General features: G+C 69.3%; 18 protein-coding genes. 16 read left to right on the top strand and 2 right to left on the bottom strand.

Going from position 1 to position 22,397, the window contains the following annotated elements; translation table 11 throughout:
- Positions 1-111: 111 nt before the first annotated feature.
- The 13 genes from O7597_RS23105 to O7597_RS23165 all read left to right on the top strand — a co-directional run bounded on the left by O7597_RS23105 (position 112) and on the right by O7597_RS23165 (position 16,826).
- Positions 112-1,611 (top strand): sugar ABC transporter ATP-binding protein, encoded by a 1,500-nt coding sequence (locus O7597_RS23105; RefSeq protein ID WP_269740844.1) that lies wholly within the window; start codon positions 112-114, stop codon positions 1,609-1,611.
- On the top strand, positions 1,608-2,663 hold the full coding sequence (locus O7597_RS23110; protein ID WP_281580671.1) for an ABC transporter permease: 1,056 nt from the start codon (positions 1,608-1,610) through the stop codon (positions 2,661-2,663). Before O7597_RS23105 ends, O7597_RS23110 begins: the two co-directional genes overlap by 4 nt.
- Positions 2,653-3,705 carry an ABC transporter permease gene (locus O7597_RS23115; protein WP_281580672.1) on the top strand — a complete coding sequence of 351 codons (1,053 nt, stop codon included), beginning with the start codon at positions 2,653-2,655 and terminating at the stop codon, positions 3,703-3,705. Before O7597_RS23110 ends, O7597_RS23115 begins: the two co-directional genes overlap by 11 nt.
- Complete coding sequence (gene rhaS, locus O7597_RS23120; protein ID WP_281580673.1) at positions 3,702-4,763, top strand: rhamnose ABC transporter substrate-binding protein; 1,062 nt, start codon at positions 3,702-3,704, stop codon at positions 4,761-4,763. Before O7597_RS23115 ends, rhaS begins: the two co-directional genes overlap by 4 nt.
- A gap of 19 nt (positions 4,764-4,782) precedes the next feature.
- Positions 4,783-5,124: an L-rhamnose mutarotase gene (locus O7597_RS23125; RefSeq protein WP_281580674.1), complete on the top strand. Its 342-nt coding sequence runs from the start codon at positions 4,783-4,785 to the stop codon at positions 5,122-5,124.
- A complete protein-coding gene (gene rhaI / locus O7597_RS23130; RefSeq protein WP_269740849.1) occupies positions 5,121-6,302 on the top strand; it encodes an L-rhamnose isomerase in 1,182 nt (393 codons plus the stop codon). Before O7597_RS23125 ends, rhaI begins: the two co-directional genes overlap by 4 nt.
- A gap of 108 nt (positions 6,303-6,410) precedes the next feature.
- On the top strand, positions 6,411-6,629 hold the full coding sequence (locus O7597_RS23135) for a LuxR C-terminal-related transcriptional regulator (protein ID WP_269740850.1): 219 nt from the start codon (positions 6,411-6,413) through the stop codon (positions 6,627-6,629).
- Between the two features lie 157 nt (positions 6,630-6,786).
- Entirely contained in the window at positions 6,787-8,817 is a 2,031-nt protein-coding gene (locus tag O7597_RS23140; RefSeq protein WP_281580675.1) for a bifunctional aldolase/short-chain dehydrogenase, read from the top strand.
- Between the two features lie 305 nt (positions 8,818-9,122).
- Positions 9,123-10,460, top strand: a complete 1,338-nt coding sequence (locus O7597_RS23145) for a rhamnulokinase family protein (RefSeq protein WP_281580676.1) — start codon at positions 9,123-9,125, stop codon at positions 10,458-10,460.
- 1 nt (position 10,461) lies between these two features.
- Positions 10,462-11,235, top strand: a complete 774-nt coding sequence (locus O7597_RS23150) for a (Fe-S)-binding protein (RefSeq protein ID WP_281580677.1) — start codon at positions 10,462-10,464, stop codon at positions 11,233-11,235.
- Between the two features lie 17 nt (positions 11,236-11,252).
- The gene (locus O7597_RS23155) at positions 11,253-12,662 is read left to right on the top strand and encodes a lactate utilization protein B (protein ID WP_281583307.1); all 1,410 of its coding nucleotides are present in this window, start codon (positions 11,253-11,255) and stop codon (positions 12,660-12,662) included.
- On the top strand, positions 12,659-13,255 hold the full coding sequence (locus tag O7597_RS23160; RefSeq protein WP_281580678.1) for an LUD domain-containing protein: 597 nt from the start codon (positions 12,659-12,661) through the stop codon (positions 13,253-13,255). Before O7597_RS23155 ends, O7597_RS23160 begins: the two co-directional genes overlap by 4 nt.
- A 364-nt stretch (positions 13,256-13,619) precedes the next feature.
- The gene (locus O7597_RS23165; RefSeq protein ID WP_281580679.1) at positions 13,620-16,826 is read left to right on the top strand and encodes an alpha-L-rhamnosidase; all 3,207 of its coding nucleotides are present in this window, start codon (positions 13,620-13,622) and stop codon (positions 16,824-16,826) included.
- 311 nt (positions 16,827-17,137) lie between these two features.
- Here the strand turns inward: O7597_RS23165 and O7597_RS23170 are convergent, their stop codons facing one another.
- Positions 17,138-17,548: a cupin domain-containing protein gene (locus O7597_RS23170; RefSeq protein WP_269740856.1), complete on the bottom strand. Its 411-nt coding sequence runs from the start codon at positions 17,546-17,548 to the stop codon at positions 17,138-17,140.
- Positions 17,548-18,432: a helix-turn-helix transcriptional regulator gene (locus O7597_RS23175; RefSeq protein ID WP_281580680.1), complete on the bottom strand. Its 885-nt coding sequence runs from the start codon at positions 18,430-18,432 to the stop codon at positions 17,548-17,550. Before O7597_RS23175 ends, O7597_RS23170 begins: the two co-directional genes overlap by 1 nt.
- A gap of 149 nt (positions 18,433-18,581) precedes the next feature.
- Between O7597_RS23175 and O7597_RS23180 the strand changes: the two genes are divergently transcribed.
- The 3 genes from O7597_RS23180 to O7597_RS23190 all read left to right on the top strand — a co-directional run bounded on the left by O7597_RS23180 (position 18,582) and on the right by O7597_RS23190 (position 22,269).
- Positions 18,582-19,601, top strand: a complete 1,020-nt coding sequence (locus O7597_RS23180; protein ID WP_281580681.1) for a zinc-dependent alcohol dehydrogenase family protein — start codon at positions 18,582-18,584, stop codon at positions 19,599-19,601.
- Positions 19,602-19,604: 3 nt separating this feature from the next.
- Entirely contained in the window at positions 19,605-19,847 is a 243-nt protein-coding gene (locus O7597_RS23185) for a hypothetical protein (protein ID WP_281580682.1), read from the top strand.
- Positions 19,848-20,655: 808 nt separating this feature from the next.
- Positions 20,656-22,269: a cellulose-binding protein gene (locus tag O7597_RS23190; RefSeq protein WP_281580683.1), complete on the top strand. Its 1,614-nt coding sequence runs from the start codon at positions 20,656-20,658 to the stop codon at positions 22,267-22,269.
- The last annotated feature ends 128 nt before the right edge of the window (positions 22,270-22,397 follow it).

Below are 22,397 nucleotides of genomic sequence, written 5' to 3' on the forward strand. Positions count from 1 at the left end.
AACAACTCGGTAACCGGCCGGAAACCCTTGACCTGTGCCTGAGGCCACACCTACAGTCGGGACAGCAATGAAACGTTTCATTAGGTCGCGTCGAGCTGCGAAGGAGGCCAGGTGCTTCCGGTCTTGGCACTGGAGGGTGTGGACAAGTCGTTCGGAGCCGTCGCCGCGTTACGCGACGCCCGACTGGACTTGTTCGCCGGTGAGGCGCACGCCCTGGTCGGTGAGAACGGCGCCGGCAAGTCCACCCTGGTGAAGATCCTGGCCGGTGTGCACGGGCCGGACGCGGGCCGGATGCTGCTCGACGGGGAGCCGGTCACCTTCGGCAACCCGGCCGACGCTCGGGGTGCGGGCATTGCCGTGATCTACCAGGAACCGACCCTCTTTCCCGATCTGTCGGTCGCGGAGAACATCTTCATGGGCCGGCAGCCCCGCAAAGGGCTGCGCCGCATCGACGCCGCGGCCATGCGGGCGCGTACCAACGAGCTGTTCACGCGGCTCGGCGTCGGGATCGACCCGGACCGGCCCGCCCGTGGTCTGTCCATCGCCGATCAGCAGCTGGTGGAGATCGCCAAGGCGCTCTCCTTCGACGCCCGGGTGCTGGTGATGGACGAACCGACGGCGGCGCTCTCCGGCGTCGAGGTCGAGCGACTCTTCGCCGTGGTCCGTACGCTGCGGGAGAACGGCGCGGCGGTGCTGTTCATCTCGCACCGTTTCGACGAGGTGTTCGCCCTCTGCCAGCGGGTCACCGTGATGCGCGACGGCCGTTGGATCGCCACCGACGAGATCGGTGAGCTGACCGTCGACGGTGTGGTGCGGACCATGGTCGGCCGCGACATCTCCTCGCTGTTTCCGAAGACGGACACCGAGCCGGGCGAGGTCCGCCTAGAGATCGACGGGCTGACCCGGCACGGCTACTTCGACGACATCTCGTTCAGCGTGCGTGGCGGCGAGATCGTGGCGCTGGCCGGGCTGGTCGGCGCGGGACGCAGCGAGGTCGCTCGGGCGATCTTCGGCGTCGACCGCTACGACGCTGGTGAGGTCCGCGTCGACGGTCGGCGGCTACGGCCCGGCGACCCGCCGGCGGCGATCGCCGCCGGGCTGGCCCTCGTGCCGGAGGACCGCCGCCAGCAGGGCCTGGTGATGGAGCTGTCGATCGAACGCAACGCCACGCTGCCGCGTCGGTGGGCGCTGAGCCGGCTGGGGCTGCTGTTCGGCGGCAGCGAGCGGCGATCGACCGCGGACTGGGCCCGCCGGTTGCAGGTCAAGGCCGCCCGCAACAGCGACCCGGTCTCCACCCTCTCCGGCGGCAATCAGCAGAAGGTGGTGCTGGCCAAGTGGCTGTCCACCGAGCCACGGGTGCTCATGATCGACGAACCGACCCGGGGCATCGATGTCGGCACCAAGTCCGAGGTGCACCGGCTGCTCTCCCAGCTCGCAGCCGAGGGAGTGGCGGTGCTGATGATCTCCAGTGAGCTGCCGGAGGTGCTCGGCATGGCCGACCGGGTGCTCGTCATGCACGAGGGCCGCCTGGTCGCCGACATCCCCCGTCATCGGGCCGATGAGGAGAGCGTCATGTTCGCCGCGACCGGACAGCGGGAGGCCGCCGCATGACCACCGCAGACGTACGCCAAGCGGACGCCACCACGGCGGGCGGACCCAGCCCTCAGTCCGGCGCCCGTTCGGCGCACCGGCTGTTCGTCGTCCGCGAACTGGGCATCCTGCTCGCGCTGGTGCTCCTGGTCGCGGTGACCTTCGGCGTGAACCAGCGGTTCCTGTCCGCACAGAACATCAAGGACCTGCTACTCAGCTCGACCATCCTGGCGATCCTCGCGGTCGGGCAGGCGATCGTCATCATCACCCGGAACGTCGACCTGTCGGTCGGGTCGATTCTCGGGCTGTCCGCGTTCGCCACCGGCGTGCTCTTCGTCGACAACCCCGGCCTGCCCATCCCGCTCGCCATCGGAGTCGGCGCGGCGCTCGGCGCGGCCTGCGGCGCGGTCAACGGCGCCCTGATCGCCGCGGCTCGGGTACCGGCCCTGGTGGTGACCCTCGGCACGCTGTACGTGTTCCGGGGCCTCGACCACACCTGGGCCACCGGACGGCAGATCAACGCCGCCGACATGTCGCGCGACTTCCTGCGGATGGGCAACGCCACCGTCCTCGGCGTGCCGGTGCTCGCCCTGTTCGCGGTCGCCGTGCTCGTCGTCGCCGGCTACCTGTTGAAGAACTACCGCAGCGGTCGCGAGCTGTACGCGATCGGCTCCGACCCCGACGCGGCGCGGCTCTCCGGTATCGCGGTGGGTAGACGGGTGTTTTTCGCCTTCGTGGCCAGCGGCGCGCTCGCCGGGCTCGCCGGTGTGCTCTACGCGGCCCGCTTCGGCACCATCGACGCGAACGCCGGCCTCGGCCTGGAACTCAACGTGGTCGCGGCCGTGGTGGTCGGCGGCGTCGCGATCTTCGGTGGCAGCGGTTCGGTGTACGGCGCCGCGCTCGGCGCCGTCCTGCTCACCACCATCGGAAGCGCCCTGCCCGTACTGGGGGTCAACCCGTTCTGGCAGCGCGCCGCCGTCGGCGCACTCATCCTGGCCGCCATCGGGCTGGACCGGGCGCTCGCCGTCCGCATGGCACGCCGTCTGCGAGGAGGCAACACCCGTGGCAACTGACACCATGGCCGCCCCGACGGGCACCGCGACGGCGGGGCCGCCCGTCTGGCGTCGACTGTTCGGCTCGTGGGACGCCATCCTCATCGTCGCGCTGATGGTGGTGGTGCTCGTCGCCACCGCCACGATCGAGGGTGTCGGCAGCCCCCGCTTCTACCGGTTCCTGGTGCTGGAAGCCATCCCGATCGCGCTGATCGCCCTGCCGATGACGCTTGTCATCATCACCGGCGAGATCGACCTCTCGGTGGCCAGCACGGTGGGGCTCACCTGCTCGGTGCTCGGTCAGTTGTGGTACCTCGGCGTCACGTCCCTGCCGCTGCTCATCGTGCTGAGCCTGCTGCTGGGCGCCGTGCTCGGCGCGGTCAACGGCGTCTTCATCACCGTGTTCGGTCTGCCGTCACTGGCGGTCACCATCGGCACGCTGGCGCTCTACCGTGGCCTGGCGTACGTCGTGCTCGGTGACCGCGCGATCGCCGACTACCCGCCGACCTGGACCCAGAACGCGATCGCCCCCATCCCGGGCACGGTCATTCCGTGGTTCGTGTTGGTCCTGGCCGCCCTGGCCGTCGTCTTCAGCGTGCTGCTGTACGCCACTCCGATCGGCCGCTCCCTCTACGCCATCGGCAACAACGCCGAGGCCTCCACCTTCAGCGGCATCTCGGTGCTGCGCACCAAGTTCTGGCTGTTCGTCGCCACCGGTGCCATGGCGTCCCTGGCCGGGGTGTTCTGGACGTTCCGTTTCGCCAGCGCCCGCGCCGACAACGCGACCGGCCTGGAGTTGGCGGTGGTGGCGGCCGTGCTTCTCGGCGGCGTCTCCATCTTCGGCGGTCGGGGCGGTCTGGTCGGTGTGCTCGCGGCGGTGGCCCTGCTCGGCGTGCTCCGCAACGCGTTGCAACTGGCCAACGTGCCGGCGAACACGCTGACCATCGTCACCGGCACCCTGCTCATCCTCTCCGTGGTCGGACCGAACGTCGTGCGGATGGCGCGCGAGCGGCTCCGTCGTCGCCGACCCGTCACCACCAACCTCGAAAGGACCTCGTCATGATCATCAGACGTACCCGGGTTGTCGCGACCGCAGTCCTGGCGGCCGTGGCCCTCACCCTCGGCGCCTGCGCCGAGGACACCGGCGGCACCGACCCCGGCACCGGTGACACCGGCAACGCCTCCGGCACGATCAAGGAGGGTCTCAAGGTCACCTTCCTGCCCAAGCAGGTCAACAACCCGTACTTCGAGACCTCCGACAACCAGGGCGGCAAGGCGGCGGTCGAGGAGTTCAAGGGCCAGTACGCCCAGACCGGCCCCTCCGAGGCGAGCCCATCGGCCCAAGTCTCCTACATCAACACCCTGTCCCAGCAGGGCACCGACGTCATCATCATCGCGGCGAACGACCAGGACGCGGTCTGCGGCTCGCTGACCGAGGCGAAGGCCGCCGGTGCGAAGGTCATCACCTACGACTCGGACACCAAGCCGGAGTGCCGCGACGCGTTCGTCAACCAGGCCAGCGCCGAAGGCATCGCCCAGACGCAGATCAAGCTGATCTCCGAGGCGGTCGGTCCGGACGGTGGCGAGATCGCGATTCTCTCGGCGACCGCGAACGCCACCAACCAGAACGCGTGGATCGAGCTGATGAAGACCGAGCTGGCGAAGCCGGAGTACAGCAAGCTCACGCTGGTCGCCACGGTCTACGGCGACGACCAGGACGAGAAGTCCTTCCAGGAGGCGCAGGGCCTGCTGTCGAAGTACCCCAACCTCAAGGGCATCATCTCTCCGACCACGGTGGGTATCGCCGCCGCCGCCCGCTACCTGTCCGGCTCGTCCTACAAGGGCAAGGTGCAGCTCACCGGCCTCGGCACCCCGAACCAGATGCGCGAGTACGTCAAGGACGGCACGGTCAAGTCCTTCGCCCTGTGGAACCCGGCGGACCTCGGCTACCTCGCCGCGTACGCCGGCGGGGCGCTGGCCTCCGGGATCATCACCGGCAAGGAGGGCGAGACCTTCACCGCCGGCAAGCTCGGCGAGTACACCGTCGGCGCGAACGGCGAGATCCTGCTGGGCGACCCGTTCGAGTTCAACGCCGACAACATCGACGACTTCAACTTCTAGGGTCACGGGTAGGTGTGGTGTGCGCCGGATCTGCTTCACGCTTCAGGTCAGGACGGACCGGCTGGAGGATTACCGGCGCCGCCACGCCGCCGTGTGGCCCGACATGCTCGCCGCGCTCAAGCGCGCAGGCTGGCACGACTACTCACTCTTTCTCCGTGAGGACGGACTGCTGGTCGGCTGTTTCCTGACCGAGGACCTCGACGCCGCTCGGGCGGCGATGGAGGCGACCGAGGTCAACGCGCGGTGGCAGGCGGAGATGGCCCCGTTCTTCGCCGACCTGCCCGACGGGCGACCCGACCGGGGTTTCCGCGTCCTGACCGAGATCTTCAACCTGGAAGAGCAACTGGGGGAACAGCAATGACCGAGATCGACCCGGCCACGCGCAGACGGGTCATCGACGCCCTGCGGGAGCAGCGCATCGAGACACCCTCCTGGGCGTACGGCAACTCGGGCACCCGGTTCAAGGTGTTCGCGCAGGCGGGAGTGCCGCGCGACCCGTACGAGAAGGTGGCGGACGCGGCGACCGTGCACCGCTTCACCGGCGTGGCACCGACCGTCGCGCTGCACATCCCGTGGGACCGGGTGGACGACTATGCCGCGCTGGCCGCCTATGCCAAGGAGCAGGGCGTCGAGCTGGGCACGATCAACGCCAACGTGTTCCAGGACGACGACTACAAGCTGGGCTCGGTCACCAATCCCGACCCGGCGGTGCGCCGCAAGGCGATCGGGCACCTGCTGGAGTGCGTCGACGTGATGGACGCCACCGGTTCGCGTGATCTCAAGCTGTGGTTCTCCGACGGCACCAACTATCCGGGCCAGGACAGCGTTCGGGAGCGCCAGGACCGGCTCGCCGACGCGCTGCGGAAGGCGTACGACCGGCTGACCGGTGATCAGCGCCTGTTGCTGGAGTACAAGCTGTTCGAGCCGGCGTTCTACCTGACCGACGTGCCCGACTGGGGCACCGCGTACGCGCACTGCGTGGAGCTGGGCGAGCGGGCGCAGGTGGTCATCGACACCGGCCACCACGCGCCGGGCACGAACATCGAGTTCATCGTGGCCTTCCTGCTGCGCGTCGGGAAGCTGGGCGCCTTCGACTTCAACTCGCGTTTCTACGCCGACGACGACCTGATGGTGGGTTCGGCGGACCCGTTCCAGTTGTTCCGGATCATGCACGAGATCGTCCAGGCCGACGCCCTGCGTCCGTCCTACGGCATCGCGTTCATGCTCGACCAGTGCCACAACATCGAGCCGAAGGTGCAGGCGGTCATCCGGTCGGTGCTCAACGTCCAGGAGGCGACCGCCAAGGCGCTGCTGGTGGACACCGCTGCGCTGACCGCCGCCCAGCGCAGCGGTGACGTGCTGGAGGCCAACGCCGTGCTGATGGACGCCTACAACACCGACGTACGACCCCTGCTGCGCGACCTGCGCGAGGAGGTGGGTCTGGACCCGGACCCGGTCGCGGCCTACAAGCGTTCCGGATACCTGGAGCGGGTCAGCGCCGAGCGGGTCGGTGGACAGCAGGCGGGCTGGGGTGCCTGACCTGCACTGACGACCCGTACCGCTCGCTGACCCGTGGGTCGGTGCACCGGCCCACCGGTATCGGCGGCCGCATCCCTTCGTTACCCCCGACGAAAGGACTGCCAGGTGGTGACCGAACCGCAGGACGCCGGGCCGGCGACTCTGACCGAGGACGAACTGGCCATCCTCGCGTTGCTTGCCGAGGGCCGGCTCACCGCGAGCGTGGCCGCCGAACTGCACCTGTCCGAGCGCAGCGTCCGGCGCCGGGTGCGGGTGATCTGTGAGCGGCTGGACGTGGATACCTCGATCGAGGCCGTGGTCTGGGCCGCCCGACGAGGGCTGGTGTGACCTGGTCCGTAGCTTGACGGCAGCGAAGATGCCCTCGTAACCTCAGGAACGCCGGGATGAAACGTTTCATGCCCTGGCTGCCCACCGTCGACACCCCGAGGGGGTGGGACCAGTGCGACACGCGCTTAGCGCGCACCCCGAAAGAGTGAAGGAAGCCATGACGAATCCCGCGGTGGATGACCTGCTCGCCCGCAGCAACCGGCTCGGCGCCGATCCGGCGAACACCAATTACGCCGGCGGCAACACCTCTGCCAAGGGGGTGGAGACCGACCCGGTGACCGGCGAGCCCACCGACCTGCTCTGGGTCAAGGGTTCCGGCGGCGACCTCGGCACGCTCACCGAGCGCGGGCTGGCGGTGCTCCGGCTGGATCGGCTCCGGTCGCTTGTCGACGTCTACCCGGGGGTGGAGCGTGAGGACGAGATGGTCGCCGCGTTCGACTACTGCCTGCACGGGCGGGGTGGATCGGCACCGTCGATCGACACGGCCATGCACGGGTTGGTCGACGCGCCGCACGTCGACCATCTGCATCCCGACTCGGGGATCGCCATCGCCACCGCCACCGACGGGCCCGCCCTGACCGCGAAGATGTTCGGCGAGCGGGTGCTCTGGGTGCCCTGGCGTCGGCCCGGTTTCCAACTCGGCCTCGACATCGCCGCGGTGCGTCGGGCGAACCCGCAGGCGATCGGGGTCATCCTCGGCGGGCACGGCATCACCGCCTGGGGTGACACCAGCGAGGAGTGCGAGGCCAACTCCCGCGAGATCATCGCCACCGCCGCGCGGTACATCGCCGAACACGGCCGGCCCGAGCCGTTCGGTGCCGTGACCCAGCCGGCCCTCCCCGAACAGCAGCGCCGGGATCGGGCGGCGGCGCTCTTTCCGGTGCTTCGCGGTCTGGTCTCGACCGACCGGCCGCAGGTGGGTCACTACACCGACAGCGACGTGGTGTTGGACTTCGTCGGCCGGGAGCGGATGCCCGAGTTGGCCGCGCGGGGCACCTCCTGCCCGGACCACTTCCTACGGACCAAGGTCCGCCCGATGGTGCTCGACCTGCCACCGACCGCCGGGATCGAGGAGACCGTCACCCGCCTGAAAGAGCTGCACGCCGCCTACCGTGCGGACTACCGGACGTACTACGAGCGGCATGCCGGGCCGCACAGCCCACCGATGCGCGGTGCCGATCCAGCCATCGTGTTGGTGCCGGGCGTCGGCATGTTCAGCTTCGGAGCCAACAAGCAGACCGCCCGGGTCGCCGGCGAGTTCTACGTCAACGCGATAAATGTGATGCGGGGCGCCGAGGCGGTGTCGACGTACGCTCCGATCGACGAGGTGGAGAAGTTCCGCATCGAGTACTGGGCGCTGGAGGAGGCCAAGCTCCAGCGGATGCCGAAGCCGAAGCCCCTGGCGACCCGGATCGCTCTGGTCACCGGCGGTGGCTCGGGGATCGGCCGGGCGATTGCCCATCGGCTCGCCGCCGAGGGCGCCTGCGTGGTGGTCACCGACCGGGACGCCTCCGCCGCCGAGACCGTCGCGGCCGAGATCGGCAACCCGGATGTCGCGGTCGCCGTACCGCTCGACGTCACCGACGAGGAGCAGGTCGCCGCCGCGGTGAGGGCCGCGGCACTGGCGTTCGGCGGGGTGGACCTGGTGGTCAACAACGCCGGGTTGTCGCTGTCGAAGTCCCTGCTGGACACTTCCGTACGGGACTGGGACCTGCAGCACGACGTGATGGCCAAGGGGTCGTTCCTGATCTCCCGGGAGACGGCCCGGCTGCTGTTGGCGCAGGGCATGGGTGGCGACATCGTCTACATCGCCAGCAAGAACGCGGTGTTCGCCGGCCCGAACAACGTCGCATACGGTGCGGCAAAGGCCGATCAGGCCCACCAGGTGCGGCTGCTCGCCGCCGAGCTGGGCGCGTACGGCGTGCGAGTCAATGGCATCAACCCCGACGGGGTGGTCCGGGGGTCCGGCATCTTCGCCGGTGGTTGGGGCGCCGACCGGGCGGCGGTGTACGGAGTGCCGGAGGAGAAGCTCGGCGAGTTCTACGCCCAGCGCACCCTGCTCAAGCGGGAGGTCCTGCCGGAGCACATCGCCAACGCGGTCTTCGCCCTCACCGCCGGCGACCTGTCGCACACCACCGGCCTGCACATCCCGGTCGACGCCGGCGTCGCCGCCGCGTTCCTGCGATGACGCCGATGCCGCCGCACGCCGAGCCGGCAGCCGCATCGCACACTGGGCCGGCAGCCGGATCCGCACCGCGCGTCGGGTCGGCAGCCGGGTCCGGACCGCACGTCGGACCGTCGGCGGGCGCGGAACCGTCGACCGGTCCGCAGCGAAGTAGGGTACCGGGATCCGGGCCGCGACCGTCGGCCCAGCCAGTTCAGGCGCCGCACCCTCGTGGCGGCGGCGAGGTCAGCCTGGCGGCCGTCGACCTCGGCGCGTCCAGCGGCCGGGTGGTCCTTGGACAGGTCGGCCGGGACACCCTGCGGCTGACTGTGACGCACCGGTTCGCCAACGAGCCGGTGCGCGTCGGCGGCACTCTGCACTGGGACATCCTGAGCCTGTTCCGCGAGGTGCTGGCTGGGCTCCGGACGACCGGCCCGGTCACCAGCGTCGGCGTGGACTCCTGGGCGGTCGACTACGGCCTGCTCGACTCCACCGGCGCGCTGCTCGGCAACCCTGTGCACTACCGGGACGCCCGTACCGATGGTGTCGTGGAGCAGGTGACCCGGCGGCTGGGTGCCGAACGTCTCTACGCCACCACCGGGCTGCAACAGTTGCCGTTCAACACGCTCTACCAACTTGCCGCGGCAGCCAGCACGCCGCAACTTGCCGCCGCCCACCGGCTGCTGATGATCCCGGATCTGATCGCCTACTGGCTCACCGGGCAGCTTGGTGCCGAGGTCACGAACGCCTCCACCACCCAGCTCTACGACCTGAACACGGGTACCTGGGCGCACGACCTGATCACCGACGCGGGCATCCCGGCGCACCTGTTCCCGCCGCTGCGGAAGCCGGGCACCGCGATCGGGCCGACGCTGCCCGAGTTGGCCCTACCCGAAACGGCGGGCGTGGTGGCGGTCGGTTCCCACGACACCGCCTCGGCCGTCGTCGCGGTGCCCGCCGACGGCGAGCACTTCGCCTACATCTCCTGCGGCACCTGGTCCCTCGTCGGCGTCGAGCTGGACCGGCCGGTGCTCACCGAGGCCAGCCGGCAGGCCAACTTCACCAACGAGGGCGGAGTCGACGGCACAATCCGTTACCTGCGTAACGTCATGGGTCTATGGCCGTTGCAGGAGTGCCTGCGCAATTGGGGCGAGCCCGACCTGCCCGGCCTGCTCACTGCCGCCGCGCGGGAACCGGCGTTCCGCAGCGTGGTCGACATCGACGCCCCGTCGTTCCTCCCGCCGGGTGGCATGCCCGAGCGCGTGGTCGAGGCGTGCCGCCTGGCCGGCCAGCCGGTGCCGCAGTCACCGGCCGCCGTCGTCCGTTGCGTCATCGACAGCCTGGCCCTGGCCCACCGCCGGGCTGTCCGTCAGGTGCAGGACCTCTCCGGCCGACAGGTCGACGCGGTGCACATCGTCGGCGGGGGAGCGCGCAACGCCCTGCTCTGCCAACTCACCGCCGACGCGTGCGGGCTACCGGTGCTGGCCGGGCCGGTGGAGGCCACCGCGATCGGCAACCTGCTGGTCCAGGCACGAGCGGCCGGCGTGGTCGGTGGTGACCTTGCTGCCTTGCGGCGGCTGGTGCGGCAGACTCAGCGGATCATGCGCTACGAGCCGGGCGATGGGTCCGGGACGGCGCGGGCAGCCGAGCGGCGGGTGGGGGTGTGAGGTGCGGATCGCGTTGTTCGTGACGTGTCTGGCGGACACCTTGTTCCCGGCGGCGGCGAAGGCGACGGTGCGGTTGTTGGAGCGGTTGGGGCATGAGGTGGTGTTCCCCGACGGGCAGACGTGTTGTGGGCAGATGCACGTGAACACCGGCTATCAGGAGCAGGCGGTGCCGTTGGTACGCCGCCACGTGCGGACCTTCGATCCGTATGACGTGATCGTGGCACCGTCGGGGTCGTGTGTGGGGTCGGTACGGCATCAACACGCGACGGTGGCTCGCCGCAGCGGTGACGAACGGTTGGCCAGTCGGGCCGAGTCGGTGGCCGGGCGGACGTACGAGCTGTCCGAGCTGTTGGTGGACGTGCTGGGGGTGACCGACGTGGGTGCCTTCTTTCCACACCGGGTGACGTACCACCCGACGTGTCATTCGTTGCGGATGCTGAGGGTGGCCGACCGGCCGGTACGGCTGCTTCGTGCGGTGCGGGGGCTCGACCTGGTGGAGCTGCCGGCGGCGGAGCAGTGCTGCGGGTTCGGTGGCACCTTCGCGGTGAAGAACGCGGACACCTCGACGGCGATGCTGGCGGACAAGATGCGCCACGTGCTGGCCACCGGCGCCGAGGTCTGCACGGCCGGAGACTCGTCGTGTCTGATGCACATCGGTGGCGGGCTGTCCCGGGCGGGGGCCGGAGTGCGGACGGTGCACCTGGCGGAGATCCTGGCCTCGACGGAGCAGGGCGGCACGATGAGCGAGCGGAGCGAGCCGGTGGTGGCGTCGTGACCCGTACCTTCCTCGGCATGCCGACGACCGCCCCGGCGGGTGTCGGGCACCTGCGGGGTGACGAGCCATTCCCGGCTGCCGCCCGGCGGGCGCTGGCGGACACGCAGCTGCGCCGCAACCTCGGGCACGCGACCGCGACGATCCGGGCGAAGTCGGCGGGCGTGATCGGTGAGGTGCCGGACTGGGAGCAGTTGCGGGCGGCCGGTAGCGCGATCAAGGCCGACGTCACGGCCCGGCTACCGGAATTGCTGGAGCAGCTTGAGGATCGGGTGAGCGCGGCCGGGGGAGTGGTGCACTGGGCCGCCGACGCCAACGAGGCGAACGCGATAGTCGTCGACCTGGTCCGGGCCACCGGCAGTGACCGGGTGATCAAGGTCAAGTCGATGGTGACGCAGGAGATCGGCCTCAACGAGGCCCTTGAAGCGGCCGGGATCGCGCCGGTGGAGACGGATCTGGCCGAGCTGATCGTGCAACTCGGCCAGGACCGGCCGAGTCACATCCTGGTGCCGGCGATTCACCGTAACCGGGCGGAGATCCGGGAGATCTTCCTGCGGGCGATGCCGGGGGTGGATCCGGGGTTGACCGACGAGCCTGCGGTGCTGGCGGCGGCGGCGCGTCGGTTTCTGCGGCAGACGTTCCTGTCCACGCCGGTGGCGGTGTCCGGGGCGAACTTCGCGGTGGCGGAGACCGGCACGTTGGCGGTGGTGGAGTCAGAGGGCAACGGTCGGATGTGTCTGACCCTGCCACAGACGTTGATCACCGTGATGGGTGTGGAGAAGGTGGTGCCGACCTGGCGTGACCTTGAGGTGTTCCTGCAACTGCTGCCCCGGGCCTCGACCGGGGAGCGGATGAACCCGTACACGTCGATGTGGACCGGGGTGAGCCCGTGTGACGGGCCGGAGGAGTTTCATCTGGTGCTGCTGGACAACGGTCGCAGCGCGGTGCTCGCCGACGAGGTGGGCCGGCAGGCGTTGCACTGCATCCGCTGCTCGGCGTGCCTGAACGTGTGCCCGGTGTACGAGCGAACCGGCGGGCACGCGTACGGGTCGGTGTATCCGGGGCCGATCGGTGCGGTGCTGTCGCCGCAGTTGACCGGGGTGGCCGACAACGCGTCGCTGCCGTACGCGTCGTCGCTCTGCGGGGCCTGCTACGACGCCTGCCCGGTTAAGATCGACATTCCGGAGTTGCTGGTGCACCTGCGTGACCAGGCGCCGCATCCGCGCGGTGAGTCGGCCGTGATGGCCGCCGCCGCGTACGCCATGGACCACCCGGCGCTGTTCGCGGCGGCGCAGCGCGCGACCCGGCTGAGCCGGCTGACGGGCCGGCGTGGTCGGGGCCTGCCGCCGCCGTTGTCCGGCTGGACCGCCGGCCGTGACCTGCCCGAGGTGCCGGGGCAGACCTTCCGGCAGTGGTGGGCGCAGCGGTGAGCGCGCGGGAGACGATCCTCGCCCGGCTGCGGGCCGCCCTCGACCCCGCGCCGGCCCCGGTCGAGGTGCTCCGTGACTACCGGCGCGACGGCGCGGTCGACCTGGATTTGCTTGTGGATCGGCTGACCGACTACCGCGCCCAGGTGCACCGGGTTACCGAGGCGGCCGTCGCCGACACCATCACCGGCATCCTGCCGACCGGCGCGAGCGTCGTCGTGCCACCGGCATTGCCGTCGGCCTGGCTGCCGGCGACCGTGACCGCCCTGGCCGACGAGGGTCTCGACACCACCGCGATCGCCGCCGCCGACGGCGTGGTCACCGCCGCCGCCGTCGCCATCGCCGACACCGGCACCGTCGTGCTCGACGGCTCACCCGACCAGGGTCGCCGCGTCCTCAGCCTCCTGCCGGACCTGCACATCTGCGTGGTCCGCGCTGCCCAGGTCGTCGCCAACGTGCCGGAGGCGCTCACCCGGCTCGCCCCGCACCGACCACTGACCTGGGTCAGCGGCCCGTCAGCCACCAGCGACATCGAACTCAACCGCGTCGAAGGCGTCCACGGCCCCCGCACCCTGCACGTGATCCTGCTGCCCTGAGTTCACCCAGCATCGGCTGACGATCTGGCGGCCCTGCGCGACCTCCCGATGCGGCTCGGCGACGGCACCCCGCCCGATCCAACGGCGGCGGGAGGCATTGGTAGTCCTCTGTGGCCAGATGCTCGACGCCGAACCGTCGAGACGCATGGGCGGCCGGAGGCGGCCAACTTGTTTCCGGTCTATTGCCTTGCTATTGCGACTCGGCGAGGCTCGGGGCAGCTAGATCGATGAAACGATTCAACCTCTGGCCTGGCCATCGCGCCTCATCGGTAACTCTCTCCTTGGCACGTTCCAAAGCGGAGGGAGTCGCACTCCCGGCGACCCGATGGCTTCAGGTCTTTGGCACCATGCGAAGGGAGAACAGGTGCCATCCACAAAGCACACAGCTACCGCACTCATCGGTGCTGGGCTGGCGCTCGTACTGGCCGCGCCACCGTTCGTCACCGCTGCCTCCGGGGTCGGCGCTGCCAAGGGAAAGCCGGGCAACGTGCAGGTCCGCGACCTTGCCATCGACGGTCGCTACGACTCGCCGTTGGACATCGGCAATCCTCGTCCGACGCTGAGCTGGCAGTTCGCCGAGACGCCGCGCGCCAAGTCGCACCCGTGCCACCGGCAGAACGCCCGCGTCGCCTGCCCGGGTGACCGGCAGACCGCCTACGAGGTGCAGGCGGCCGAGAGCGAGCGCAGACTTCGGGCGGGCCGGCTGATCTGGACGTCGGGCAAGGTGCACAGCTCCGCGCAGCGCGTGGTGTTCGGCAAGTCGCTGCGCTCGCGGGACACCGTCGTCTGGCGGGTACGTGTGTGGGATGCTGACCGGCGGGTGTCCAGCTGGTCGGAACCTGCCTCGTGGTCGATGGGGCTGCTCGACCAGGCCGACTGGGGAGACGCGCGCTGGATCGACTACCCGGACCGCACCGAGAACCAACCGTTGCCGATCTTCGCCCGCACGTTCGAGGTGCCCCGGGGCAAGAAGGTCAGCGACGCGAAGCTGTACCTGTCCGGCGTCGGCCTGCACCACGCCACGGTCAACGGCAGGGAGCTGACCGACGAGGTCCTGGCGCCGGGCAACTCCAACTATCAGCTCTCCAGCGAGTACCGCGTCTACGACCTCACCCGGATCGTGCGGCGGGGGAGCAACACCGTCGGGGTGGAACTCGGCAACGGCACGGCTTACGTACGCCGCAGCGTCACCAACCCGGAGGTGGGGCGGGCCTCGCCGTACTCGTGGTGGCAGAGCCAGCTCAAGGGTGACGGGTCGCTGGTGGTCGACGTACCGGCTGGCGCGACGAACGTCAAGGTGAGCGCGGTGACCGGCTATCACGTGGGTGGCACGGTCAACATCGACACCGGCGACGGCGGCGACCGACTGGAGTCGCGAACCATCACGGCCATCGGCACCGAGGGCGCCGACGGCACCGGCATCACCTTCACCCCGGCGTTGAGCCGGGCGCACAGCGCGGGTGCCCAGGTGACCGGATCGGGCAACTCGCTCGCGGCGAGCGACCCCTCGGCCGGTGCGGCAGTGACCCCCCGCTTCATCGGTCGACTTGAGATCACCTACACCGATGGCCGTCGGTCCGCCATCGTCACCGACCGGTCCTGGCGCGCCGCGCTCGGCCCGCTGGTCACCGACGCCTGGTACTCCGGCGCCGACTATGACGCCCGCCGCGAGCAGCCCGGCTGGAATGAGCCGGGAGCGAACCTGAGCGCAACCGCCAAGCGACGCGACGGCTCCGCCACCGGCTGGATCGACGCCGGCATCGCACCACCGCCGAACCTGACGACCGAGCTGGTCGCCCGGTCCGCCGAACCGATCGTGGAATGGGAACGGTTCACACCGAAGTCGATGACCAACCCGGCACCAGGGACCTGGGTGTTCGACTTCGGCCAGAACATCGTGGGCTGGCCCGAGCTGAACCTACGGCGGGTACCGGCGGGAACGACCGTACGGATGGCTCCGGCGGAGTCACTGAACCCGGACGGCACGGTCAACCAGAGCTCGCTCGGCCCCGGTGGCCGTGGCGCCGACCTGTTCAACACCTACACCTCCTACGGGGACCGCAAGGGTGAAAAGTGGCACCCCAAGTTCAACTACTTCGGGATGCAGTGGGTCCAGGTCACCGGACTGCCCGAGGGCTACGTACCGACGCGTGACCTGATCACCGGCGTGCGGTTGCAGGCCGACACCCCCGTCGCCAGCACCTTCCACAGCTCCAACGCGCGAATCAACCGGATCCACAAGATGTCGCGCTACTCGATCGCCGGCAACATGATGTCGGTCTTCACCGACTGCCCGGGCCGGGAGAAGCTGTCGTATCCGGCCGACTACACCATGCCGATGGGTGCGATCCACCGCAACTTCGACCTCGGCGCCTACCTACGCACCGCCATGCATCACCTGGTCGAGGGGCAGTCCGTCGCCGACACCCCCATGCAGGGCAACGTGGCGCTGAAGACCCCGGTCTACGACTGGGGTTACAGCGGTCGATTCGGCGACGAGATCAACTGGGGTAACGCGATCATTCTGGTCCCGGCGATGCTGTACGAGCTGTACGGCGACACCCAGACCATGGACACGTACTACGACCAGATGGTGAAGTTCGTCGACTACATCCAGCGTGAGAAGGCCGGCACCGGCGACGAGCAGCACATCGTCGACGCGGCGTTGGCCGACTGGGTCTCGGCCGAGCAGACCTCGGGCCGGATCACCGGCACCTGGGGCTACTACGTCATGATCACCAAGATGGCGATGATGGCCGAGGTGACCGGACGCACGGCGGACGCCGCGAAGTACACCGCGCTGGCCGAGGACATCAAGGCCGCCTACCACCGCGCGTTCTTCAACGACTCGCTCGGCTACTACACGGCCACCGGCAACGCCGGTACCAGCGGCGCCACCCAGGCGGCGCAGGCGCTGGCCCTTGACGCGGCTCTCGTGCCCGACGACAAGCGGCAGGGCGTACTCGACCACCTGGTCGAGAACATCTACGCCTTCCAGCCCAATGGCGGTGGGCCGCACTTCAGCGGCGGCACCATCGGCATGGCGCCGATCGTCCGGGTGCTCGCCGACGCCGGGCGCGACGACGTGCTGTGGGACCTGCTCCAGGAGGACACCGAACCCAGCTATGGTTTCTTCCTACAACCGACTACGGAGAATCCCGAGGGGTTCACCACCATCGGAGAGCGGTGGACCCGGGGTAGCTCGAAGAACCACATGATCCTCGCCCAGATCGAGGAGTGGTTCCAGTCAGGTGTCGTGGGCATCCGGGCCGCGGATGACTCGGTCGCGTACGACAGGCTGGTCTTCCAGCCCAAGGCCGTCGGGGATCTCACCTTCGCCGAAGGTAGCTACAAGACGCCCAAGGGTGTGGCGCGCAGCTCCTGGAAGAAGTCCGCAAAGCAGTTCGTGCTGGACGTGACCGTTCCGACGAACACCACCGCCGAGGTCTGGGTTCCCACCGGAGCAGGCCAGAAGGTCAAGGCGCCGAACCGGGCCACGCTCAAGCGCGTCGAGGGCGGATACACCGTCTTCACTGTCCCGTCCGGCAAGTTCACCTTCAAGGCCGCCTAGCGAGGAAGGTGAGGTCTCCGGCCCTTCGGGGACCTCACCTGAGGCGGGTGGGAGAGCGTCGGCGGCGCTCTCCCACCCGCGCGGTGTTGACCGTCGCGTGGCGACATCGAGCACGCGACTGACCGCTTGTGGCCTGCTCAGCTTCGCCATGGACTTCGTCCTCATCACCGACGGCGTTGACTGCGCCCCAGGCTCCAGCTCAAGCAGACCGGGCGCCGGGCCGTGCTGGTAGGCCCGCTCGCTTCCGAGGACGGTCTCGTGGGGGAGGTGACTCAGCCGGCCTGCCCTTTCCGGTAATGCCTCAGCGGTTCCTACCCGATGGCGGGGGCTGCTGCGTACTCGCCGTCGCTGACGGGTTCGAGCCAGTGGACGACGTCGTGGTGGTCGTCGGCCTCGTTGATGGCGAGGTGGACCATGAGGCGGTCGGGTGCGGCACCGTGCCAGTGTTCCTCGTTGGCTTCGAACAGGACGCGGTCGCCGGGGCGGATGACTTCGACGGGCCCGCCGCGGCGCTGGCACAGGCCGACGCCTTCGGTGACGAAGACGGTCTGGCTCAGGGGGTGGCGGTGCCAGTGGGTTCGGGCGCCGGGCATGAAGTGGACCAGGTTCGCGGTGACCCGCGACGGCGGGGGCGCGGCGGCGACGGCGTCGATGTAGACGTCGCCGGTGAACCAGTCGCGGGGTCCCTTGGCGGTGGCGATGGAGCTGCGGGTGATCTGCATCAGATTCCTTCGGTGTCGCGGACTGCTGCGGTGGTGGTGGCCGCCCAAGAGGCGAGCAAGCGAAGTCGTTCGGCTGACGGCGAACCGGGCTCGGCCGTGTATACGAGCAGCACCAGGCCTGGTTCGGCGGTGATCGCGAGTTCCTCGTAGGCGAGCGTGAGATCGCCGACAAAGGGGTGATGGAACCGCTTGGTGCCGGTGCCGTGGGTGCGTACGTTGTGGTCGGCCCAGAGCCGGCGGAAGTCCTCGCTGCGGGTGGACAGCTCGCCGACGAGGTCCTGCAGACCGCGATCGTGTGGGTCGCGGCCCGCCTCGGCGCGCATGACGCCGACGCACATTTCGGCGAAGCGGTGCCAGTCGGGGTAGAAGTCGCGTGACGCCGAGTCGAGGAACTGGAACCGGGCCAGGTTCGGCAGACGGCCGCCGTCGCCGATGACAGGTGCGTAGAACGCGCGGCCGAGCGTGTTGGTGGCGAGCAGGTTCTGCTGCGGATCCCGTACGAACGCGACGCCGTCGGTGATCGCCTCCAACGCCCACCGCAAGCTGAGGCGTTCGACGGCCTTCGTGGCGGTGCGGCGCCTGGGCCGCCCCGAGGCCGGAATGCCGTCGGCGGCGCGGGCCAGGTCATACAGGTGTGCACGCTCGGTCTCGTCGAGGTGCAGCGCTCGGGCCAAGGCCTCCAACACGCCGGACGACGCGCCGGCGATCTGGCCGCGTTCGAGCCGGGCGTAGTACTCGACGCTGACCCCGGCCATGGCAGCGACCTCACTGCGCCGCAGGCCGGGGACACGTCGACTACGGGTCGGTGGCAGGCCGACCTGCTCCGGCGTCAGCCGGGCCCGGCGGCTGGTCAGGAAGTCGCGCACCTCCGAACGGTTGTCCATGTATCGAGCGTAGGCCGCACGACACCGCTGAGGGGTTCCCTCTCAGTACACCCATCCACAGGGACTTCTCCCGCCTCGGGCGAGCAGTTTGACTGGGTGCAGTTGTTGTCCCGAGGGCGTCGGAATCGAAGCGAACGGAGCACACCACCATGCGTCAGGTTGTCATGTACAAGCCCGGGGACGTGCGCGTCGAGGAGCGCCCGGACCCGATGATCATCGAGCCGACCGACGCGATCATCCGGCTGGCCGCGACCTGCATCTGCGGCAGCGACCTGTGGCCGTACCGCGGTGCCGAGCAGGTCGAGCACCAGGTGATGGGCCACGAGTACATCGGTGTCATCCAGGAGATCGGGTCCGCCGTGCGCACCGTCAAGGTCGGCGACTTCGTCGTCGGCTCCTTCTGGGCGTCCGACAACACCTGCGACATCTGCCAGGCCGGCTACCAGGCGTACTGCGTGCACCGCGTCCTGATGGGCACCATCGGCACCCAGTCCGAGCTGGCCCGCATCCCGCTCGCCGACGGGACCCTCGTGGCGACCCCCGGCCAGCCCGACCCCGACCTCATTCCGTCGCTGATGGCGGCCTCCGACGTACTCGGCACCGGCTGGTTCGCGGCCGTCGCCGCCGAAGCCGGCCCCGGCAAGACGGTTGCGGTCGTCGGCGACGGCGCAGTCGGCCTGCACGGCGTCCTGGCCGCCCGGCAGCTTGGCGCCGAACGCGTTATCGCCTTCAGCCGCCACAACGATCGGCAAGCTCTCGCCCGAGAATTCGGCGCCACCGACATCATCACCGAACGCGGCGACGCCGGCGTCAAAAAGGTCAAGGAGCTGACCGGCGGCCTGGGCGCCCACAGCGTCATCGAGGCCGTCGGCACCCAGGAAGCCATGATGCAGGCCATTCACTCCACCCGCCCCGGCGGCCACGTCGGCTTCGTGGGGGTGTCCCACGACGTCGCGATTCCCGGCGACGAACTGTTCATGGCGGGCGTCCACATCCACGGCGGCCCCGCCCCGGTCCGGCGATTCCTACCCGAGCTGATCCAGCTCATCTGGGACCGGAAGATCGACCCCGGCAAGGTCTTCGACCGTACCCTGCCGCTCGACCGGGCCGCAGAGGGCTACCAGGCGATGGACCAGCGCACCGCCACCAAGGTCCTGCTCACATTCTGACAAATGCCCAACCCGGCACCGGAGGACACCATGCCAGTCTCGCGCGCGACCGTCCGCGCCGCTTTGTCGGCGGTCCTGGGCCTGAGCCTCGCCGGTTGCGGTGGCATCGGTAAGTCCGGCGACACTGGCGGCGCAACGTCCGCAACACCGCCCGGCATTATCGACCCGGCCACGGTACGGCCGAGCGAGACGACCGCGCCTCGGGGTGAAGAGATGAAGATTCAGATCACCATCAACGGGTACTGACGCACCCGGCAACGACCTCGTCCTCTACTACGGCGATCAGTCGTACTGCCCCGGCATCGTTATCCTCGGCCGCCTCGACGGCGACGCCGCCAGCCGCCTCGCCAACCTCGACGGCGCCGTTACCGCTACCGTCGATCCCCACGCCGCTTGAGCCACACCAACCCGTCTCATCGGGAGAAATGGCCGTGTCCGCCAATCCTCGGAGCAAGCGAGGCCACCTGTCACCGTGGGTCACACTCCTGCGGTCGCGCCCCGCGGCGCGTGGTCTCGCACCGTAGCCGGTGCCTGGTAATGGTCCTCCTTAAGCGCGTCAACAGCGACGGTCCACGAGGTCACATCCTCGCTGAGGACTCCGGTTGACGCGCGGGGTGGGCCCGGCAGGTCACCGGGGCCCAACCAGGTCGCACGGCAACCGTCGATGTGGATTCGGCGAGAGCTACTCGCCCGGTGAGCCCGAGCCTGCCGCACTGACATCGACTCATAACGGTGGCAATCTGATAACCAAGATCGGATGATCGCGGCGTTGGTGGCACCACGGCGGCAAACGTTTTTCTTGTCGTGCCGCGCTTGCTGCCTGCATGATGGCCAGTCTGACCCCGCCCGGCGACGATTCTCATCGGACGGCGCGTGTTGTTTTCGTGCGGCTGCCCGTTGTTCGGCGCTGGCCCGATGGGGTTGTGAGCAGATGACGGTCAGGCTATGTTGGCAAACATATTGAAACATGGCTATGTGGGCTGGTGGCCGGACCGCCCGCTGAGTCGCTGCACACAGGTGGCGCAGCCACCTACCACCTCAGGGAGGACCGGCCATGCACATCCGCTCAGCCCGTTCCAGATTTCGCTCGGTGCTCGCCGCATTAGCGGTCGGGGCGCTGGCCGTCGGTGGATCGGCTATCGGAGTAGCCAACACCAGCACTGCCGCTCTGGCGGCAGCTTCCGCCGTGGAGGACGAGGGCGTCGACTGTTCGGTGTCGTTGCCCGGCTCGTTGACCGCGAACTCCCGGCTTCCCGACCCGTTCCGCAGGCTGGACGGCTCGCGTATCTCCAGCAGGGCGGACTGGCGATGCCAGCGGGCGCAGATCAAGGAATTGGTCGAACGCTATGTCTACGGTGACAAGCCGGCGAAGCCGGCGAGCGTCACGGGGACGGTGTCGAGCAGCAACATCACGGTCAACGTGTCGCACAACGGTAGGAGTTCCAGCTTCTCGGCGAGCGTCCAGTTGCCCAGTGGTAACGGTCCCTTCCCGGCCGTGGTGGTGTTGGGTGGCTTCGGCGCGGACACGGCCGCCATTCGATCCGCGGGCGCAGCCGTCATCAACTACGACCCCTACGTCGTTGGTCGGGAGGGTACGCCGCGCAGCAACAAGCAGGGCGCGTTCTACGGCATCTACGGCAACACGAGCAGCACCGGGTTGCTGGCCGCCTGGTCGTGGGGGGTGAGCCGGATCATCGACGTCATCGAGTCCTCCGGCGGCAACATCCTGCGGACCGACATCGGCGTCACCGGGTGTTCCCGATTCGGTAAGGGCGCATTCGCGGTCGGCGCGCTGGACCAGCGCATCGCGTTGACCATGCCGATCGAGTCCGGCAGCGCCGGTGTCCCCATCTTCCGCGGCATTCCCGGCGAGGGTGCCCAGAGCCTGAGCAGCGCCTACGGCGAGCAGCCGTGGCTCGGCGATGCGTTCGGCTCCTTCACGGGTAACCCGAACAACCTGCCGGTGGACACCCACGAGATCGTCGCGATGATCGCCCCACGGGGTCTGTTCATCATGGACAACCCACACATCGCCAACCTCGGGCCACGCTCCGCCAGCGTCGCGGCACTGGGCGGCGCTGAGGTCTACAAGGCTCTCGGCGCGGGCGACAACATCACTTACTGGTCGGACGTGCAGGACGGCAGTCACTGCGCCAACCGGTCCGAATGGCGGACCCCGTTGCAGCAGCACATCCAGAAGTTTCTGCTGAAGACGGGCAGCTCCGCGGGCACCATGCGAATCGCCAGCAAGGCGGCCGGCAACCTGGCTCAGTGGCGAGACTGGCAGACGCCAACCCTCGCGGACGGCCCCACCACCCCGCCGCCCACCACCCCGCCGCCCACGACTCCGCCGCCCACGACTCCGCCGCCCACGACTCCGCCCCCGACCGGCGGCAGTTGCACCGCGTCGATGACGCCCGGCACGGTATGGGGCGACCGCTACAACACGTCGGTGACGGTCAGCGGGGCCAGCACCTGGACGGTGGTGGTGGCCATCACCGCGCCGCAGAAGGTCTCGACCACCTGGAGCGGCAGCTTCAGCTGGGACACCAGCGGAAACATCATGACCGTCCGGTCAAACGGCAGCGGAAACACGTTCGGCTTCACCACCATGATGAACGGCAACAGCTGGGCCCGACCTCAGATCAGGTCCTGCACCACGGGATGACACCGGTGCCCGCCGCTCCTGATCAGCGGAGCGGCGGGCCTCCGGTAACCAGGAGTCGGTCGGGCTCGCCGCCCTTCTTCAGCTACTTCCCCAGGAAGTTTAGTGGAGTGAGCTGAGGTTCCCCCGGG

The organism is Verrucosispora sp. WMMC514, from assembly GCF_027497295.1.
In the GTDB taxonomy this organism is placed as follows: Bacteria; Actinomycetota; Actinomycetes; order Mycobacteriales; family Micromonosporaceae; genus Micromonospora; species Micromonospora palythoicola.

Excerpts from the sequence above, each read along its gene's own strand:
- O7597_RS23110 (WP_281580671.1), top strand. The coding sequence starts at position 1,608 with ATGACCACCGCAGACGTACGCCAAGCGGACGCCACCACGGCGGGCGGA.
- rhaS (WP_281580673.1), top strand. The coding sequence starts at position 3,702 with ATGATCATCAGACGTACCCGGGTTGTCGCGACCGCAGTCCTGGCGGCC.
- rhaI (WP_269740849.1), top strand. The coding sequence starts at position 5,121 with ATGACCGAGATCGACCCGGCCACGCGCAGACGGGTCATCGACGCCCTG.
- O7597_RS23140 (WP_281580675.1), top strand. The coding sequence starts at position 6,787 with ATGACGAATCCCGCGGTGGATGACCTGCTCGCCCGCAGCAACCGGCTC.
- O7597_RS23155 (WP_281583307.1), top strand. The coding sequence starts at position 11,253 with ATGCCGACGACCGCCCCGGCGGGTGTCGGGCACCTGCGGGGTGACGAG.
- O7597_RS23170 (WP_269740856.1), bottom strand. The coding sequence starts at position 17,548 with ATGCAGATCACCCGCAGCTCCATCGCCACCGCCAAGGGACCCCGCGAC.
- O7597_RS23175 (WP_281580680.1), bottom strand. The coding sequence starts at position 18,432 with ATGGACAACCGTTCGGAGGTGCGCGACTTCCTGACCAGCCGCCGGGCC.
- O7597_RS23180 (WP_281580681.1), top strand. The coding sequence starts at position 18,582 with ATGCGTCAGGTTGTCATGTACAAGCCCGGGGACGTGCGCGTCGAGGAG.
- O7597_RS23185 (WP_281580682.1), top strand. The coding sequence starts at position 19,605 with ATGCCCAACCCGGCACCGGAGGACACCATGCCAGTCTCGCGCGCGACC.
- O7597_RS23190 (WP_281580683.1), top strand. The coding sequence starts at position 20,656 with ATGCACATCCGCTCAGCCCGTTCCAGATTTCGCTCGGTGCTCGCCGCA.